The 16,263-nt window shown below is 66.7% G+C and carries 21 protein-coding genes; 13 read left to right on the forward strand and 8 right to left on the reverse strand.

Annotated features, from left to right (window positions below):
• Positions 1-462, reverse strand: a complete 462-nt coding sequence (locus GN331_RS14745; protein WP_156643056.1) for a YbjQ family protein — start codon at positions 460-462, stop codon at positions 1-3.
• Between the two features lies 1 nt (position 463).
• Positions 464-778 (reverse strand): YbjQ family protein, encoded by a 315-nt coding sequence (locus tag GN331_RS14750; protein WP_156643057.1) that lies wholly within the window; start codon positions 776-778, stop codon positions 464-466.
• Between the two features lie 65 nt (positions 779-843).
• Here GN331_RS14750 and GN331_RS14755 point away from each other — a divergent pair, with 65 nt between their 5' ends.
• Positions 844-1,095 carry a hypothetical protein gene (locus GN331_RS14755; RefSeq protein WP_156643058.1) on the forward strand — a complete coding sequence of 84 codons (252 nt, stop codon included), beginning with the start codon at positions 844-846 and terminating at the stop codon, positions 1,093-1,095.
• Between the two features lie 147 nt (positions 1,096-1,242).
• Entirely contained in the window at positions 1,243-1,614 is a 372-nt protein-coding gene (locus tag GN331_RS14760; protein ID WP_156643059.1) for a hypothetical protein, read from the forward strand.
• A gap of 54 nt (positions 1,615-1,668) precedes the next feature.
• Here the strand turns inward: GN331_RS14760 and GN331_RS14765 are convergent, their stop codons facing one another.
• Positions 1,669-3,120 carry a DUF1254 domain-containing protein gene (locus GN331_RS14765; protein WP_156643060.1) on the reverse strand — a complete coding sequence of 484 codons (1,452 nt, stop codon included), beginning with the start codon at positions 3,118-3,120 and terminating at the stop codon, positions 1,669-1,671.
• Positions 3,121-3,225: 105 nt separating this feature from the next.
• Positions 3,226-4,035 carry a hypothetical protein gene (locus GN331_RS14770; RefSeq protein WP_156643061.1) on the reverse strand — a complete coding sequence of 270 codons (810 nt, stop codon included), beginning with the start codon at positions 4,033-4,035 and terminating at the stop codon, positions 3,226-3,228.
• A 58-nt stretch (positions 4,036-4,093) separates the two neighbouring features.
• Here GN331_RS14770 and GN331_RS16830 point away from each other — a divergent pair, with 58 nt between their 5' ends.
• The 6 genes from GN331_RS16830 (at position 4,094) to GN331_RS14795 (ending at position 7,462) form a co-directional block, all read left to right on the forward strand.
• Positions 4,094-4,345, forward strand: a complete 252-nt coding sequence (locus GN331_RS16830; protein WP_231734528.1) for a hypothetical protein — start codon at positions 4,094-4,096, stop codon at positions 4,343-4,345.
• Positions 4,345-5,118: an alpha/beta fold hydrolase gene (locus GN331_RS16835; RefSeq protein ID WP_331713501.1), complete on the forward strand. Its 774-nt coding sequence runs from the start codon at positions 4,345-4,347 to the stop codon at positions 5,116-5,118. Before GN331_RS16830 ends, GN331_RS16835 begins: the two co-directional genes overlap by 1 nt.
• Complete coding sequence (locus GN331_RS14780) at positions 5,118-5,795, forward strand: alpha/beta fold hydrolase (RefSeq protein WP_197427167.1); 678 nt, start codon at positions 5,118-5,120, stop codon at positions 5,793-5,795. Before GN331_RS16835 ends, GN331_RS14780 begins: the two co-directional genes overlap by 1 nt.
• 66 nt (positions 5,796-5,861) lie before the next feature.
• Positions 5,862-6,242 carry a VOC family protein gene (locus GN331_RS14785; RefSeq protein WP_156643064.1) on the forward strand — a complete coding sequence of 127 codons (381 nt, stop codon included), beginning with the start codon at positions 5,862-5,864 and terminating at the stop codon, positions 6,240-6,242.
• A 69-nt stretch (positions 6,243-6,311) separates the two neighbouring features.
• Entirely contained in the window at positions 6,312-6,821 is a 510-nt protein-coding gene (locus GN331_RS14790; RefSeq protein WP_331713502.1) for an RNA polymerase sigma factor, read from the forward strand.
• A gap of 11 nt (positions 6,822-6,832) precedes the next feature.
• A complete protein-coding gene (locus GN331_RS14795) occupies positions 6,833-7,462 on the forward strand; it encodes a hypothetical protein (RefSeq protein ID WP_156643065.1) in 630 nt (209 codons plus the stop codon).
• A 6-nt stretch (positions 7,463-7,468) separates the two neighbouring features.
• On the opposite strand, the gene GN331_RS14800 is transcribed toward GN331_RS14795, so the two are convergent.
• The 4 genes from GN331_RS14800 to GN331_RS14815 all read right to left on the reverse strand — a co-directional run bounded on the left by GN331_RS14800 (position 7,469) and on the right by GN331_RS14815 (position 9,273).
• Positions 7,469-7,891, reverse strand: a complete 423-nt coding sequence (locus GN331_RS14800; protein ID WP_156643066.1) for a DUF6691 family protein — start codon at positions 7,889-7,891, stop codon at positions 7,469-7,471.
• Complete coding sequence (locus tag GN331_RS14805) at positions 7,888-8,310, reverse strand: YeeE/YedE family protein (RefSeq protein ID WP_156643067.1); 423 nt, start codon at positions 8,308-8,310, stop codon at positions 7,888-7,890. The genes GN331_RS14800 and GN331_RS14805 overlap by 4 nt, the downstream gene beginning before the upstream one ends.
• A 5-nt stretch (positions 8,311-8,315) precedes the next feature.
• Positions 8,316-8,912: a hypothetical protein gene (locus GN331_RS14810; RefSeq protein ID WP_156643068.1), complete on the reverse strand. Its 597-nt coding sequence runs from the start codon at positions 8,910-8,912 to the stop codon at positions 8,316-8,318.
• Between the two features lie 103 nt (positions 8,913-9,015).
• Entirely contained in the window at positions 9,016-9,273 is a 258-nt protein-coding gene (locus GN331_RS14815; protein WP_156643069.1) for a hypothetical protein, read from the reverse strand.
• A 234-nt stretch (positions 9,274-9,507) separates the two neighbouring features.
• Between GN331_RS14815 and GN331_RS14820 the strand changes: the two genes are divergently transcribed.
• The 5 genes from GN331_RS14820 (at position 9,508) to dxs (ending at position 16,168) form a co-directional block, all read left to right on the forward strand.
• Positions 9,508-9,987, forward strand: coding sequence for an LEA/WHy family protein (locus GN331_RS14820; RefSeq protein ID WP_156643070.1), 480 nt, complete (start codon positions 9,508-9,510; stop codon positions 9,985-9,987).
• 11 nt (positions 9,988-9,998) lie between these two features.
• Positions 9,999-11,792 carry an acyl-CoA dehydrogenase C-terminal domain-containing protein gene (locus tag GN331_RS14825; RefSeq protein WP_156643071.1) on the forward strand — a complete coding sequence of 598 codons (1,794 nt, stop codon included), beginning with the start codon at positions 9,999-10,001 and terminating at the stop codon, positions 11,790-11,792.
• Positions 11,793-11,951: 159 nt separating this feature from the next.
• On the forward strand, positions 11,952-12,533 hold the full coding sequence (locus GN331_RS14830; RefSeq protein ID WP_425489306.1) for an HNH endonuclease: 582 nt from the start codon (positions 11,952-11,954) through the stop codon (positions 12,531-12,533).
• A gap of 46 nt (positions 12,534-12,579) precedes the next feature.
• Positions 12,580-13,710, forward strand: a complete 1,131-nt coding sequence (locus GN331_RS14835; RefSeq protein ID WP_156643073.1) for a hypothetical protein — start codon at positions 12,580-12,582, stop codon at positions 13,708-13,710.
• A gap of 553 nt (positions 13,711-14,263) precedes the next feature.
• Positions 14,264-16,168, forward strand: a complete 1,905-nt coding sequence (gene dxs, locus GN331_RS14840) for a 1-deoxy-D-xylulose-5-phosphate synthase (RefSeq protein WP_156643074.1) — start codon at positions 14,264-14,266, stop codon at positions 16,166-16,168.
• Positions 16,169-16,263 lie beyond the last annotated feature (95 nt).

A 16,263-nucleotide genomic window follows, 5' to 3' on the forward strand; every position in this document is an offset into this window, starting at 1 on the left:
TCAGCGACGCACCAACGCGGTGCCGTAGGCGAGGAACTCGGCGGAGAACATCGGCTGCTTCCGCGCGGTGTCCTCGGCCAGCGACGCGGTTTCGAAGCGCACGTTGAACACCATCGTCGCGCCGACCTTCCGCGCTTCTTCCTTCATGCGCACGATCGCTTCCCGGCGCCCGCGATCCATCAGGGATTCATAAGCGGTCAGCCGACCGCCCACGAGGCCCTTGACCATCGCCGCGACGCGTTTGAAGTAATCCTCGGCGACGACGACCGATCCGCACACCAGCGTGGCCCGGTCCACGACAACGTCTTCGGGCAAGCGCTTGCCGGCGAACACCAGGATGTCCTGCAGGGCGGCTTCCTTCTCCGCGAGTTCGCGGAAGTGGCGCTTCTCCGCCATGCGGCCGAACAACAGTCCGACCAGCATCAGCGCCGCGAAGACGACCAACTGGAAGATCAATTCCATGTCATTCCACCAATACGGCGGTGCCGTACGCCATCACTTCGGCGGCGCCGGAGGTGATGTTGGAAGTGGAGAAACGCACGTTGACGACGGCGTTGGCGCCCACGGACCTGGCCTGCCCCAGCATGCGCTGGATGGCTTCCTTGCGCGATTCCTCGAGCAGTTCGGTATAGCTCTTGAGTTCCCCGCCGACGAAGTTCTTCAGACCCGCCATGAGATCGCGGCCGGCATGCTTGCTGCGGACGGTCGAACCCTGGACCAGGCCGAGGTGCTTCACGACCGTGCGCCCCGGCACGGCCTCCAGATTGCTGATTTCCATTGCGCTACTGTCCCCTGAGAAGTGAACCGGCGGTGCCGGCCGGGCAAGTGTACGATGCCGATCCCATGACCACGCGACCGCCCGCCTACACGCCGATCAGTTGCGAGTTCCACGACTTGCTGGAATCGCTGGCGACCACGCGCAAGCGCGCGCACTTCGTGTTCCGCAACGACGCCGGGCAGATCGAGCATCGCGACGCGGCGATTGCGGACCTGCATGCGCGCGACGGCGAAGAGTTCGTCGTGTTCGATTCCGGGCAGTCGCTGCGGCTGGACCGATTGCTGGAAGTCGACGGCGAAAAGCTCGCCGATTACTGACGTCTCCGTCTGCTGCCCTGCCGTCGACGACCCGGCAGGTTGCGACCTGCCGCACCTTCCTCGCCGGCGCGCCCCTGCTACAGTCGCGCCTCACGGCTGCGCCGGACCACCACCGGCGACCAGGGGACGGCTCGTGGAGAGCGATCGATGCACAGCACGATCAAGGTGATTCCGGACACGGACATCATCGAACTGCGCTACGCCGGCGAGATCGACCACGCTGCGCGCATCACTGCGCTCGACGACCTCGAAGACCGCTATCACCGCGAAGGCTTCAAGCGCCTGCTCGTCAACTACACCTCGGCGTGGCCGAAGGACGAACCGCCCTCGAAGGCGGTCGCGTTCCTCGACAAGCTCACGTCGCTCTCGTTCCCGCGTGGCGCGCGCATCGCGTTCCTCAACCAGCCCGACGCGCACACGGCGGCCTCGGAACCGGTCGCGGCGGGTTTCGGCTATCGCATGCACAAGTTTCGCGAGCGGCCGGACGCGATCGCGTGGTTACTTTCGGATACGCCGTGAACCGGGATTGAGGACGCGGACCATCGGCTCGGACGCCCGACGCGCTAACGAGCCCTACTGCGCTCGCTCCATCGGCGGCGCCTTCCATGTTCCATCCAGTGCTTCCGGCTTGGGCCAATACACGCGCATGGCCACCAGGAACGGGCCGGCCGGCGCGGGGAGCCAGTTGGCTTCCTTGTCCTTGCCCGGCGATGCGTGCTGGATGTAGAGCGTGATCCCGCCGTCGGCGTCTTTCTTCAGCGACGGCAACATCGGTGTGTTGATCAAATACCGATTCAGCGCATTGTCCACGAGCAGGCTGGAGGGCAGTTCGTACATCGTCACCGACCAGAACGCATTCGCCGGCGGCAGTTGCCCCGGTGCGAAGCGCAACGTGTATTTGTTCGCGCCATCCAGTTTTGCGCCGGCCGCATCCGTGAAGTACACCGGATACATCGCCTCTTCCTTCGCGTTGCCATAGATGCCGAGCACCGCGGCGGACATGCGGCGCATGTAATTGCCGTTGAGGTACGCGCGGGTGCCGAACGAATCGGCGCTGGATTCCTTGCCCGTGTCGATCTTCGTCGCCTTGTATTCGGCGAAGGCCTTCCAGGCATCCGCCATGCCGCCTTCGAGCGCGGCACGTTGCTCGGCCGACAGCGACGCGACGTCGAAGGGCTTGCCCGCACCGACACCGATCTTGGCGAAGCGCTCCATCATCGCCGTCTCGCTCGGATGCGTCGGTGCGAACTGCAGCAGCCAATTGAGCACGCCGAAGAACTCCGGCGAGGTCTTCTGCGCATCGGGCGTCAGCGGTGCGATGAAGTCGATCGGGGGCGCGGCAGGCGGGGGCGAGGTGCCGAGGAATTTCGACAAGGGCTGCACTTTGTAACCCGCCTGGATCTTCTTGACGTTCTCGATGTCGGCCGCGTCGAACAGTTGCGTGCGGAACAGCACGAACGCCAACTCGGTTTCCGAACGGATGACCTCCTTGATGCCCTTCGGCGTTTCGCCCTTCCAGTTGGGCCCGACGAGCAGGAAGTTGGCGGCGTCGCTCCCCGTTGCACGGCTGCCCACGTACGCGAAGTCGAAGGTGTACAAGTCGATGAACTGCGCCGAGTAATAGCGCCCTGCTTGCACCGCGGGAACGGAAATCACCAGCGGCTCTGCGCGCAGGTCCGCCCCGAGGGCGGAATACGGCGTGTCGGAGTTGGGGGTCTGGATCGCCTTGTCCTTCGGCGTGAACACGCGCGCGGTGTTGTGGATCTGGTTCCAGCCGCCTTTGAATTCCGGGTTGCCCTTGTCGACGAAATACGCGTGCTGGATGCGATAGCTGTCGACCATCGGGAAGCCGTAGATGTACGCCTCTTTCGCGATGGCGCGCGCATCGTCGGAGGGCGGCGCGCTCGCGGTCGGTGCCGCTGCGGTGGATGCCGCGGGCGGTGCGACCGGTTCCGGCGTGCGGCTGCACGCGGCGAGGACGAGCAGGCCGAAGGCCGGCAAGGCGCAGCGAAGGGAGGCGAGCATGGGGTGCTCCTGGGGAAACCGTCGCCCATGCTGGGGGCGCGTCGCCACGCCGGAAACCGTAGAACTACCGTCCCCGCTACCGAAAAACTGCCGGTCCCCGGCGGCCTAGAGCGAAGCGCCGACGATCCCCTCGCGCAGCGCGATCTTCGGTGCCGGCTGCGCCGCACGCATCGCGGCGTGCCATGCGATCTCGCGCTGCGCGGTGCGCGATTCGATGCGCCACTTGCCCGGGCGTTCGTCGATCGGACCCTCGGGCTCGAACATCACGCGCACCTCGGCCGTGCCCGGCAGCGTCATGTTGAACTCGCGGAACTTGGCGACCCGCACCGCTTCCACGCTCAGGTTTTCCAGGCGACGACAGATCAGCGCCTTCTCTTCCGCATCGCCGCCCGCGTTGAACAACGTGCAGCGGAGCGAACCGGTGTCTTCCGCGCGACCTTCGGCATCGACGCGCGCAGCCACGCGCACGATGGCATTGGTCGAGCGATACGGCGATTGGAGATAGGTGCGCGTGGCGACGTGTGATTCGCGCGCGTCCAAGCCTTCGCCGAACGCTGCGTCTTCCAGACGAAGGAGATGACCTTCCGGCACCTTGATCGCCGCGATCATCAAATCCATCGACGTGGTCCCCGTGGTCTTGCCTTCGGGCATCGCGACGGGTTCGAAAGACCAACCGCCGATGGCTTTCTCGAGGCGGATGCGGACTGCGTCGGGCAACTTCTTCGTCGCGATTTCGTAGGCGACGACGTGGCCGGTGGCATCGATCGTGATCGTGCCTTCCACGCGCATCGTCATGACTTCTTCGAGTGGCGGCGGCGGTGCTTCGTCGCGCTTGGCGTTACCCGCAGGCGACGCGAGCGCGATGACAAGTGCGGTCAGCAGCGGCGCGGTGCGTCGCATCGATCGGTCGAGCATATGCCTGCCCCCTGGTTCCCCGGGCGCGATGCTATCGTGCCGCCACGGGGGGATGCCAATGCGCCGCGATCGTACCGACGAAGAATTGACGCTGACGGGCCGGGCCATGACGGCGCTCGGGTCGATCTTCATTTCCGTCCCGGTGCTCGGCTTGCTCTGGCTGTTGTTGAACTACCTGCTCGGCGAGCTTTCGATCCACGTGCTCGTCTGGGCCGTCGCCGGCCTTACGGTGTTCACGTTCCTGTTTCCCCGCGCCGCGCCGGACCTGTTCGCAGGATTGATCGACGCGCTCTTCAAGATCGGGCGGTAGTGACCGGCGCTCACCAGGACAACACCGTTGCCGTGCCCGGTGGTCGCGTGTTCGTGCGGCGATGGGTGGGCGGAGGTGAGCGCGCACCGATCGTGCTGCTGCACGATTCGCTCGGGTCGGTGGAGCAGTGGCGGGAATTTCCGCTGGCGCTCGCGAGCGCGATGCAACGCGATGTCATTGCTTACGACCGACTGGGCTTCGGCCATTCCAGCGCGCGTGATGCGCGGCCTTCGATCCATTTCGTCGACGAAGAAGCGGCGGCGTTTGCCGCATTCGCAGATGCCATCGGCCTCACGCGCTTCGTCTTGTTCGGCCATAGCGTCGGCGGTGCGATGGCGCTGGCGATCGCAGCGACGCAAGGCACGCGTTGCGAAGCGGTGATCACCGAGTCGGCGCAAGCCTTCGTTGAATCGCGCACGCTGGATGGCATCCGCGCGGCGAAGATCGCGTTCGAAGATCCCGAGCAATTCGCGCGCCTCGCGAAATGGCACGGCGACAAGGCGCGCTGGGTGCTCGAAGCGTGGACCGAGGTCTGGTTGTCGCCTGACTTCGCGCGTTGGTCCATCGATGCCGCGTTGCCGCGCATCGCCTGCCCCGTCCTCGCGATCCACGGCGAGCGCGACGAATTCGGCTCGGTCGCATTCCCGCAACGCATCGCGCAAGGCGTGCGCGACGGCCGCATGATCGTGCATCCGTGCGGCCACGTGCCGCATCGGGAATGCGCGGACGATGTGCTGCGGTGGTCGGCGGAATTCCTGGAAGGCGTCGCCTGATGCGCTTGGTCTGCTTGCCGGGCCTGGATGGCACGGCGGACATGTTCTCCCGATTCGCCGAGCGCGCCGCCGCGCACTTCACAGCGGTCGATTGCGTCGCCTATCCGCGCGACCGGGTGATGGATTACGCGGCGCTGGAAGCGTTCGCGCGGAAAGCGCTGCCGGCGTCGGAACCGTTCGTGTTGCTGGGCGAGTCGTTCTCGGGGCCCGTGGCGATGCGCATTGCAGCCTCGCCGCCGCCGAATCTCGCGGCGCTCGTGTTGTCGACGACGTTCGCGCGACAGCCGATGCCGTGGCTGTCGATGTTCGCCGCGCTCACGCGCATCGCACCCGTGCACACCGTGCCGGTGGCGTGGGCGATGCCGTGGTTGCTCGGTCGCTGGAGTACGCCCGATTTGCGACGAACGTTGGCCGCAGCCTTGTCGAACGTGCATGCGGACGTCCTGCGTGCGCGCATGCGTGCGGCGCTGGAGACGGATGTCATTGCGCGCGCCGCAGCGATCACCGTACCCACGCTGGTCCTGCGCGCGACCGAAGATCGTCTGTTGACGCGGCGCGCCGCCGAGGCGTTGCAGCGCGTCCTGCCGAACGCAAGGGTTGTCGATATCGCCGGGCCGCACTTGTTGCTGCAGGCGAATGCAGATGACGCACTGCGGGCCATCACCGGATTCGTGTAACGCCCCTCGCCCGGGCTTCCGGGACCACGAAGGCGAGCCGGCCGAAGTCGGTGTAGGCTGCGCGACATGCGCATGCCCTCGCCCGCCGCCGTGGTGTTCGTCGCCGATGTGGCGCGCGTCGCCGCCTTCTATCGCACCGTGTTCGGCATGCGGCACATGGAAGGCGATGCGGCTTACGTCGTGCTGGAGCGCGACGGATTCCAGCTCACGATCCATGGGCTGCGCGGCGAGCCGGCCACCCGCGGCGCCGCGCGTGAAGACACGTACGTGAAGCTGTGCTTCCCCGTCGACAGCATCGCGAACGTGCGGCGCGAGGCTGCCGCGCTCGGCGGCGAAGTCTGGCCGGCCGAACGCGAGTGGGAGTCCGAAACCCGCGGCTTCCGCGCCTGCGATGGCCGCGACCCGGAAGGCAACGTGTTCCAGGCACGCGAGCCGCTGGCCGGGTGACGCGGGGCCGCCCGTGATGTTTCGCGCCCTCGTGCGTATCACCCCGGCAAGCCCCTCCGACACGCCCACGTGACCGCCACCCTCGCCCTGTCCCCGGATTTCCAGTCGCTGCTCGCCGCCCATCGCGGCATCGTGCTGAAAGTCGCCGCCACGTATGCGCGCTCGCCGGAAGATCGCGCGGACCTGGCGCAGGACATTGCGATGCAACTTTGGCAAGCGTGGCCGGCTTACGACAGCTCGCGCGCCTTCGCGACCTGGATGTATCGCGTCGCGCTGAACGTCGCGATTTCGTGGCAACGCCGCGAACGCCATCGCCGCCACGAACCACTCGATGACGACGATGCGCACGCGCAACTCGCCGGCGCGCTCGACGTCGATGTCGAAGTGCGCGAGCAACTCACGCTCGTGCAGCGCGCGATGGCGAGCCTGGGCGATGTCGACCGCGCGTTGCTGCTGTTGCACCTGGAAGGTTGCAGCCATCGCGAAAGCGCGGAGGTGCTCGGCACCACCGAAGGCAACGTCGCCACGCGGCTGAACCGGATCAAGACCCACCTGCGGCGCGAAGTCGCCGATGCATGACGGAGACGAACATGGAACTGCACGAACTCGAATCGGCGTGGAAGACCCTGGATGCGCGCGTCGCGCGACAGGAAGTCGAACTCACGCAATTGCGCTCGCAGAACTTCGCGATGCGCACGAAAGGCAAGCTCGCGCGCGCATCCCTGGGCCAGTCGTGGCAGATCGCGGTCGGTTTGCTGTTCGCGGTGTGGGGGGGCGGCTACTGGTTCGATCATCTGGGCACGCCGCACTTGGTCGCCTACGGGCTTGCGGTGCATGCGTACGGGATCGCCCTGCTGGCGACGGCGATCGTCTTGCTCGTCCAATTGGCGAACGTGGATTACGCGCTGCCCGTCTCCGACGTGCAGGAACGCTTGCTGCGCTTGCGCCGCACGCGCATTCGTTGCGAGCGTGTGCTGTGGATCGCGGGCGCGGTGATGTGGGTGCCGATCATGATGATCGCGCTGCGCTGGATCCACTTCGACGCGTGGCTGGTCAATCCCTGGTTCGTGCTCGGCAATCTCGCCGCGGGCCTGGTGCTCGCGGCGGGCGCGGCCTTCGTGATGTGGCGCAAGCCGGCGTGGTTCGCGAAGCTCGCGATGGAAGGGCCGCTGGCGGATGTGGAGCGGCAACTCGCGGATCTGGAAACGCTGCGCGCCTGAATCGCTTCAGCGCGCGCGCAGCGCGGAGACTTTGCGTTGCAAGAGCGCGCCGACCAGCATCGCGGGAAGGAACACCCACGCGGTCCACATGCCCCCGCCCGCGCCGACCAGCACGGGACCGGGGCAATAACCCGATAAACCCCAGCCGATCCCGAACAACACTGCGCCGGCTACGAGCCTGGCATCGACGATGGTCTTGGTCGGCAGGTGGAAGTCGGCGTCGAGCAGGGGACGGTCGCGGCGCAGCACGAACGGGAACAACAACATCGTCGTTCCCGTCGCGCCGAGCATCACGAACAGCAGCGAGGGATCGAAATCGCCGGCGACATCGAGGAAGCCGAGTACGACGTTCGGATCGCTCATGCGCCCGACGACGAGGCCGATGCCGAACACCGCACCGGCAAGGAACGCGGCGAGGATGCGCTTCATGTCGACACACGGATGACGTGTCGCAGGACGAACACCGTGACCATCGCGCTGGCGACGAACAGGACGACCGAAACGAAGGAGCGTTTCGACATGCGCCCGAGTCCGCAGACGCCATGGCCGCTCGTGCAGCCGCCGCCGAGCGTGGTGCCGTAGCCGACCAGCAAGCCGGCGACGATCAACATCGGCCACTTGTACGGCGACAACGCATGTTGCCCCTGCGCGTTCATCGCGATGCCGCCTGCCAGCATCAGGCCGACGATGAAAGCGGCGCGCCATCCCCACTCGTCGAGCGAGGAACGTTTCACCACGTTGTCGACGATGCCGCTGACGCCGGCGATGCGCCCGTTCGCCCAGAGCAGCCAGGTGGCGGCGAGCCCGATGAGCACGCCGCCGATCAGTGCTGACAACCAGGGATGCATGGCGCCTACTTCTTGTCGGTTTTCTCGAGCGAAAGCACGACCGATTCGGCGGCGGTGATCACCACGGTGTCGCCGATCTTCGGCTTGGCCAGCAACGCCGGATCTTCGACCTTCACCGTGACGTAGTTGCCTTCGGGCCCCTTGAGCGTGACAGTCTGCGCGGCGCGATCGATCGCTTCGATGGTCGCGACCACGCGGAACATGCGCGCGACGCCGGCGGCAGGCGCCTGGTCGGTCGATGCGCGTCCACCGCCTTCGACGGCGACGAGCGGATCCTTCTTTTCTTCCTCGGTCGCTGCACGCAACTCGCTGGTGATGCCGACGGTGTACTTCGCACGCACGGTGTCGCCGACGGCGACTTCGTCGAAGCGCTTCACTTCCGGGTCGACCACGATCGTCTGCGACTGGCCGTCTTCGGTCTTGAGCGTCACTTCGCGCTTGGCCTTGTCGACGGCGGTGACGGTCGCGGTCTTCTCGATGGTCTGCTCCATCGTCCGGGGCGCGGCGGTGGTCTGCGCTTCCTGCGCGAAGGCCGGCAGGGCGAGCACCAGGGTCAGGCAGGCAGCGATCAGCGTGGGGCGAAGCGCGTTGCGATAATCCATGGGGAAACCTCCTCGTGGGGACAGGAAGGAGTCTGGAGTCTCGGCGACGACCCGGATATTGCCCTTTCGGGAGCGGGTCTCGTCAGGCGCAGGAAGCCTGCGCTCAGCGGCGCGGAATGCGGCCGTTGGTCAGCAGCAGGATCGCCTTTTCGATGGGCATGAAGACGAACAGCGCGTGGTCCACGCCCTCGAGGATATGGCGCCAATCCCCCGGGCCCGAGTCGGGCACCTCGACAGTGCCGCACAGGCGCGATTCCGGCATCTGGGAGTGCATCTCCCGCGGCGGCAGACAGCAAGCCGGCAGGAACGCCACCGTCCCGCCCTGCTCGTAAACAGACAGCTTCATCGAACTGATCTCCACCGGAAACGCCTCCCGCGTCGCCGGTCCGGCCTGTGAAGACAAATGGCAGAGCCTGCCCTGTGGTGAATTGAACGCGCCGGCGAAGACAGACCGGCTACGAAAGCGCGCCGTTCGTCGGGAAAATCGACCCGACCCGCGGTTGGCCCGAAAAAAGGACGGCACGGTCACCCGGACTGGGGCTGGAAGTGGGTCCGTGTATGCTCGCCCGCACTCCAAATGCACACGAGGGCAGTCATGCGGTCGAAGGGGTTGAAGATGTTGTGCGCGGTGGCTTTGACGGCGCTGCTGTCGGCCTGCGGCGGTGGCGGCATGATCAAGCGCGTGTCGGAGCCGGCGGTCGGCATCCAGCAACTGACCGTGCAGGCCGATGGCACCTGGTCGGTCGACTTGCGCATCGACAACTTCAGCAGCGTTCCGATGACCTTCGATACCGTCTCGCTCGCCATCAAGATCGGTGACGAAGCCGCCGGCACGCTGACCGCCTCGCCCGCCCTGCCCGTCGGGCCCGAATCGGCCGACATCGCCACGATCAAGCTCACGCCCACCTCGGCCGCGCGCATCGCGATGGCCGACGCCCTGACCTCGCGCCGGACGATCTCGTATTCCCTGGATGGCACCGTCGGCGCGTCTGCCGAGGGCCGGCAGCGCACCTTCCAACTGGAACGCAGCAACCAGCTCAACCCCGTGCCCGGCTTGCCGGGCGTGCTGCGCTGAGGGCCGGGTCGATGGGAAGCAGTTACCGCGCACCGCTCGACGACATGCGTTTCGTGCTTTACGACGTCCTCGGGGCCGAAGCGTTGTTCGTCAAACACGGGTTCAATGACGCCACGCGCGACGTGGTCGACGCGATCCTCCAGGAAGGCGCGCGTTTCACCGAAACCGTGCTGGCCCCGCTCAACGAAATCGGCGACCGCGTCGGCTGCGTCTACGACAAGACGACCGGCGATGTCCGCACGCCGCCGGGCTTTCGCGAGGCGTACGACAAATTCGTCGACGGCGGTTGGAGCGGGCTGGTCTCGCCGGTCGAGTTCGGCGGCCAGGGCATGCCGCACCTCGCCGGTCTGCCGCTGAAGGAAATGATCGACGCGGCGAACCTGGCGTGGGGCAACTTCCCATTGCTGTCGCACGGTGCGACCGAAGCGCTGCTGCATCACGGTGAAGCGTGGCAGCAGGAAGCCTTCCTCAAGCCGATCGTCGACGGGCGCTGGACGGGCACGATGTGCCTGACCGAATCGCATTGCGGCACCGACCTCGGCCTGCTGAAGACGCGCGCGCAACCGCGCGAGGACGGCAGCTACGAGATCACCGGCACGAAGATCTTCATCACCGCCGGCGAGCACGACTTCACCGAGAACATCGTGCACCTGGTGCTCGCGCGCCTTCCCGATGCGCCGGCTGGCTCCAAGGGCATTTCCCTGTTCATCGTGCCGAAGATGCGCGTGGATCGCGACGGCGCGATGGGCGAACGCAACGCCGTGCGTTGCGGCGCGCTCGAACACAAGATGGGCATCCATGGTTCGGCGACGTGCGTCATCAACTTCGATGGCGCGCAGGGCTATCTGATCGGCGCGCCCAACAAGGGCCTGCTGGCGATGTTTACGATGATGAACACCGCGCGCCTGGCGGTTGGTCTGCAGGGCCTCGGGATTTCGGATCGCGCGTATCAGAACGCCGTGCGTTACGCGCGCGAACGTCTGCAGATGCGCTCGCTCTCGGGCGCGAAGTACCCGGAGAAGCCGGCCGACCCGATCATCGTCCACCCCGACGTGCGCCGCATGTTGCTCACGTGCAAGGCGCTGATCGAAGGCGGCCGCGTGCTCGGTTATCACGCCGCTTCGCTGGTCGATATCGCGCATCACGCGAAGGACGAAGACGAGCGCAAGCACGCCGATGTGCTGCTCGGTTTCCTCACGCCGATCGTCAAGGCGTGCCTCACCGAGTGGGGCGTGGAATGCACGTATCACGCGCTGCAGTGTTTCGGCGGGCACGGCTACATCGCCGAGCACGGCATGGAGCAACTCGCGCGCGATGCACGCATCACGACCTTGTACGAAGGCACCACCGGCATCCAGGCGCTCGACCTGATGGGCCGCAAGGTGATGCAGCAACAGGCGGCGGGATTGCAGGTGTTCCTCGGCATGATCGAGGCGTTCTGCAACGACCATGCAAACGATGCAGCGCTCGCTGAATTCGTCGAACCGCTGCGTGCGAAGTCGTCCGAATGGCAGGCGCTCACGATGCAGATCGGCCAGCGCGCGGTGGGCGATGCCGATGAAGTCGGCGCCGCGGCGTACGACTACCTCTTCTATTCGGGCTACGTGGCGCTCGCTTACTGGTGGGCGCGCAGTGTCGCGGCCGCGGAGGCTTCGTCGCATTCGGCCGACTTCAAGGCAGCCAAGCGCGAGACCGCACGCTTCTTTTTCACGCGATTGCTGCCGCGCACGAGCGCGCATGCGCAGGCGATCGCCAGTGGCGTCGGGCCCCTGATGGCGATGTCGGCGGAGCGATTCGGCGACTGAGTGCGCGAAATCGGGCCGGGAATGGTTGAGTTGGGTGTTCTTCTTGTCATTGAAGGGGTATAAGCTCGACTCTCAATGGAGACCGATAGAGCGCCCCTTCGCCTCGTCGTTCCGCTGACTGCGGAACACGCAGCTTTCGAAGACCGCAAGGTCGTCGACCTGCACGCCGCCCGCATCCATGCGGTCCGCCTGCTCTCTCTCGACGCCCACGGCCGCGTACTCGACTGGATGAGCTGGCAGGATGCGGCTTGCCTCTATGCACGCGGCGCCGTCGCCTGGACCCTCGGGGATCCCTGCATCACCGTGCACGGCGGCATCTGCCGCGCGACCGGCGCGCAGAGCGTGCTCGACCTGCATCCCATCGTCGCGGCCAAGGGCCACGCGCGACCGCAGGCGCTCGATCCCACACCCGCGCTGACCAACGCCGCGTTGTTCGCGCGCGACCAGCACCTATGCCTGTATTGCGGTCACGAGTATCCGCGCCCGCATCTCACGCGCGACCACGTCATGCCCTTGTCGAAGGGCGGTCGCGACATTTGGGAGAACGTCGTCTCGGCGTGCTTCCACTGCAATTCGCGCAAGGGCGGCCGCACGCCGCAACAGGCCGGCATGCCGTTGCTCGCCGTGCCCTTCCGCCCGAGCTGGATCGAACACCTGATCCTCTCCAACCGCCACATCCTGGCCGACCAGATGGCGTTCCTGAAATCGCATCTGCCGAAGCGAGCGCGTTCTATCGCGTGAACCGCCGCTGTACACTCCGGACTTCTCTGTCCCGGATTCGCGAAAGATGGCTTTGACGCTCGGCACCACCGGCATGGATTCCGCCACGGAGGCAGAACTCCGCGCTGCATTCCTGCAAGCCAACTCGGCCCAGGGCGGCCGCTGGAAGCTCGTTCCGGAAGCCGAGGCCGACTACGTCGTCGTCGACATGGACAGCATGTACGGCCCCATGAGCTGGCTGCGCCTGCATGCGGCGGGCAAGCAGGTGGTGGGCCTGACCTCCGCGCCGCGCACGCAGACCGACTTCCGTCTCGAGCGCCCGATCAACACCACCACCGTCACCGCGATGCTCGACCAGATCGCCGGCGGCGGCAGCGTGACCGCGCCTTCGGAACCCATCGCGCAGGCCGTGCCCTCCGGCATGAGCCCCTCGCCGGTGCCGAACGACCAACTGCCGGAAGAAATGCCGCTCAAGCCGCGCGAAGACCTGCGCGCGCCCTCGCCCGCGCCGAAGCTGCCCGACTCCGTGCAGGCCGGCTCGCTCGCGCCGACCACGATCGAACCCGCGCCTGCCGTTCCCGCGCCCGCACCGGTCGCCGCCGTGGCCGCGCCGCGCGAACCGGCGCTCGCGCCTGTGCGCGAGCGCCACCTCGGCGACTGGTTCGCCCCCGGCGAACTCCAGGGCAAGGTGCGCTACCAACTCGGCAACGGCCCGGCCGTGCTGATCGACGCCGACGCACGCCAGTACCACGGCCCCGCGGCGCTCAAGCCGTTGGCCGGTTACTTCGAAGGCGCGGTGAAGCGCGATCATTTCGGCTCGATGGACGATGCGACCTTCGCCCGCGAAGCCACCGCGCTGGGCGCCGCGCAACCGCTCGCGCGCCTGCAGTGGTACGGCGGCCTGCTCGCCGGCCAGGGCAAGTTGCTGCCGGGCTTCGACCCGGCGTCGCAGTTCCGCCTCACCAAGTGGCCGCAGACCGAACGCGAGTTCCCGAAGCACTTCCGCATCGCCACGGCGATGATGAAGGGCCCGTCGGTGCTCGAAGAGCTGGCCACCGCGAGCGGCGTGCCGCTGGAGGACGTCGTGGACTTCGTGAACGCCAACCTCGCCACGGGCTTCGCCGAAGTGGTCTCCGACGAGCCCGAACCGGTGGAACCGCAGAAGGGCGGCCTGTTCGGGCGTTTGCGGGGCAAGTAGGCGGTCGTTCCTCCACCAGACGGGCTCCGCGGCGCGCCGCATTGGTGGCCTCATTGCTACGCAAGAGCTCACGCTCCGCAATGAGGCCCCCAACACGACGACCGCTGCGCACCACGTTTGAAGGCTTCGCGACAGCACTGTGTCGAGTGGGTTCGCCTCGATCTGATTGACTCGCGCCGACTGCCAGCACACCAGATGGACGGAACGTCGCCCACCTCGGCGCTCGCATCGGCATGCATGGTCGCCTCTGGCAGGCGACGTTCCTCGACGCGACCTGCCCCCTCTCCCTCCGCGAGAGGTTTGACTCATCGAAGCGGAAGGCTACTCAGTTGAGGTGAGCCTCGGTGCGTGACGTGGTGTGGTGCACTGGAGCGCGGCCATGGATGGCCGCGCGCTCGCGACTCGGTGGGCAGGATGCCGCGTCCGTGGAGCGACAAGGGCACCACACCACGTCGCGTGCCGAGGCGTCCCTCCGAGCTCACGTTTTGCCCTTGACTCAGGCCCCCGGCCCCCACGAGCTACAATTGCCGCCTTGTTGTCGCAGCCCCCCAAAATGATCGACTCCACGCGCTACCCGCGCCTGTCCCGCATCGCCACGCCGGCCGACCTTCGCACCTTCGGCGAAGACGAACTGCCGGCCATCGCCGACGAATTGCGCGCCTACCTGATCGAATCGGTCGGCCGCAGCGGCGGCCACTTCGGCGCGGGCCTGGGCGTGATCGAACTCGCCGTCGCCCTGCACTATCTCTACGAGACGCCCGACGACCGCCTGGTGTGGGACGTCGGCCATCAGTGCTACCCACACAAGATCCTGACCGGCCGCCGCGACGCCATCCACACGGTGAAGCAGAAGGACGGCGTCGCGCCGTTCCCGAAGCGCGAGGAAAGCGAATACGACACCTTCGGCGTCGGCCACTCGTCGACCTCGATCTCCGCCGCACTCGGCATGGCGATCGCCAACGCGCGCGCCGGCAATTCGCGCCGCGTGGTGGCCGTCATCGGCGACGGCGCGATGACCGCGGGCATGGCCTATGAAGCGTTGAACCACGCCGGCGGCATGGACCCCGAGCCCAACCTGCTCGTGATCCTCAACGACAACCGCATGTCGATCTCCGAGAACGTCGGCGGCATGACCAAGATGCTCGGCCGCATGACGGGCAGCAAGACGCTCAACGCGTTGCGCGAAGGCGGCAAGAAATTGCTCGGCGACAAGAACAACCCGACCGCGCGCTTCGTGCGTCGTTGGGAAGAACACTGGAAGGGCATGTTCGTGCCGTCCACGCTGTTCGAGGAAATGGGCTTCCACTACACCGGCCCGATCGACGGCCACGATGTCGATGCGCTCGTCGCCACGATGAAGATGCTCAAGACCCTCAAGGGTCCGCAACTGCTGCACATCATCACGACGAAGGGCAAAGGCTACGAACTCGCCGAAGGCGACCAGATCGGCTATCACGCCGTCGGGCCGTTCGATCCCGAGCAGGGCCTGGTCAGCAAGCCCGGCGCGAAGAAACCCACGTACACCGACATCTTCGGCGACTGGCTGTGCGACATGGCCGCCGCGGACGAAACACTGCTCGCCATCACGCCGGCGATGCGCGAAGGCTCGGGCCTGGTGCGCTTCAGCAAGGAATATCCGGAGCGTTACTTCGACGTGGCCATCGCCGAGCAACACGCGGTGACGCTCGCGGCCGGCATGGCGTGCGAAGGCGCGAAACCGGTGGTCGCGATCTACTCGACGTTCCTGCAGCGCGGCTACGACCAGCTGGTGCACGACGTCGCGATCCAGGACCTCGACGTGTTGTTCGCGATCGATCGCGGCGGCGTCGTCGGCCCCGATGGCGCGACGCACGCGGGCAACCTCGACCTGAGCTACCTGCGTTGCGTGCCGAACATGGTGGTGATGGCGCCGGCCGACGAAAACGAATGCCGGCAGATGCTCACCACCGGTTTCAAGCACGTCGGTCCCGCGGCCGTGCGTTATCCGCGTGGCACCGGTCCGGGCGTCGCCGTGCAGGAAGCGCTCGACACGCTACCGATCGGCAAGGCCGACGTGCGCCGCAAGGGCGCGCGCGTCGCGCTGCTCGCCTTCGGCGCGATCGTGCCGGCGGCGCAACAGGTCGGCGAAGAACTCGGCCTCACCGTCGTCAACATGCGTTTCGTGAAGCCGTTGGATCGCGCGTTGCTGCTCGAACTGGCGAAGTCGCACGAAGGCTTCGTCACGCTGGAAGACAACGTCGTCGCCGGCGGCGCGGGTTCCGGCGTCGCCGAACTGCTCGCGGCCGAAGGCCTCGTGCATCCGGTGCTCCACCTCGGCCTGCCCGATGCGTTCCAGCATCACGCCAGTCGCGAGCAGCTGCTCGCCGAAGCGGGCCTGGATGTCGCGGGCATCCGCGCAGCGGTGCTCGCGCGCTGGCCGGCGCTGCAATCCACCACGGTCAAAACCGCCGCAGGTTGAGTCAACGATGCCGGTCGTCGGTCCGCCCGACGATCGGCTTGTCCCTGTCGGTCCCGTGGGCGCAGGATGCATGCGAATCCCGCAGTTTTGAAAGG

Source organism: Noviluteimonas gilva, assembly GCF_009740395.1.
GTDB lineage: Bacteria > Pseudomonadota > Gammaproteobacteria > Xanthomonadales > Xanthomonadaceae > Noviluteimonas > Noviluteimonas gilva.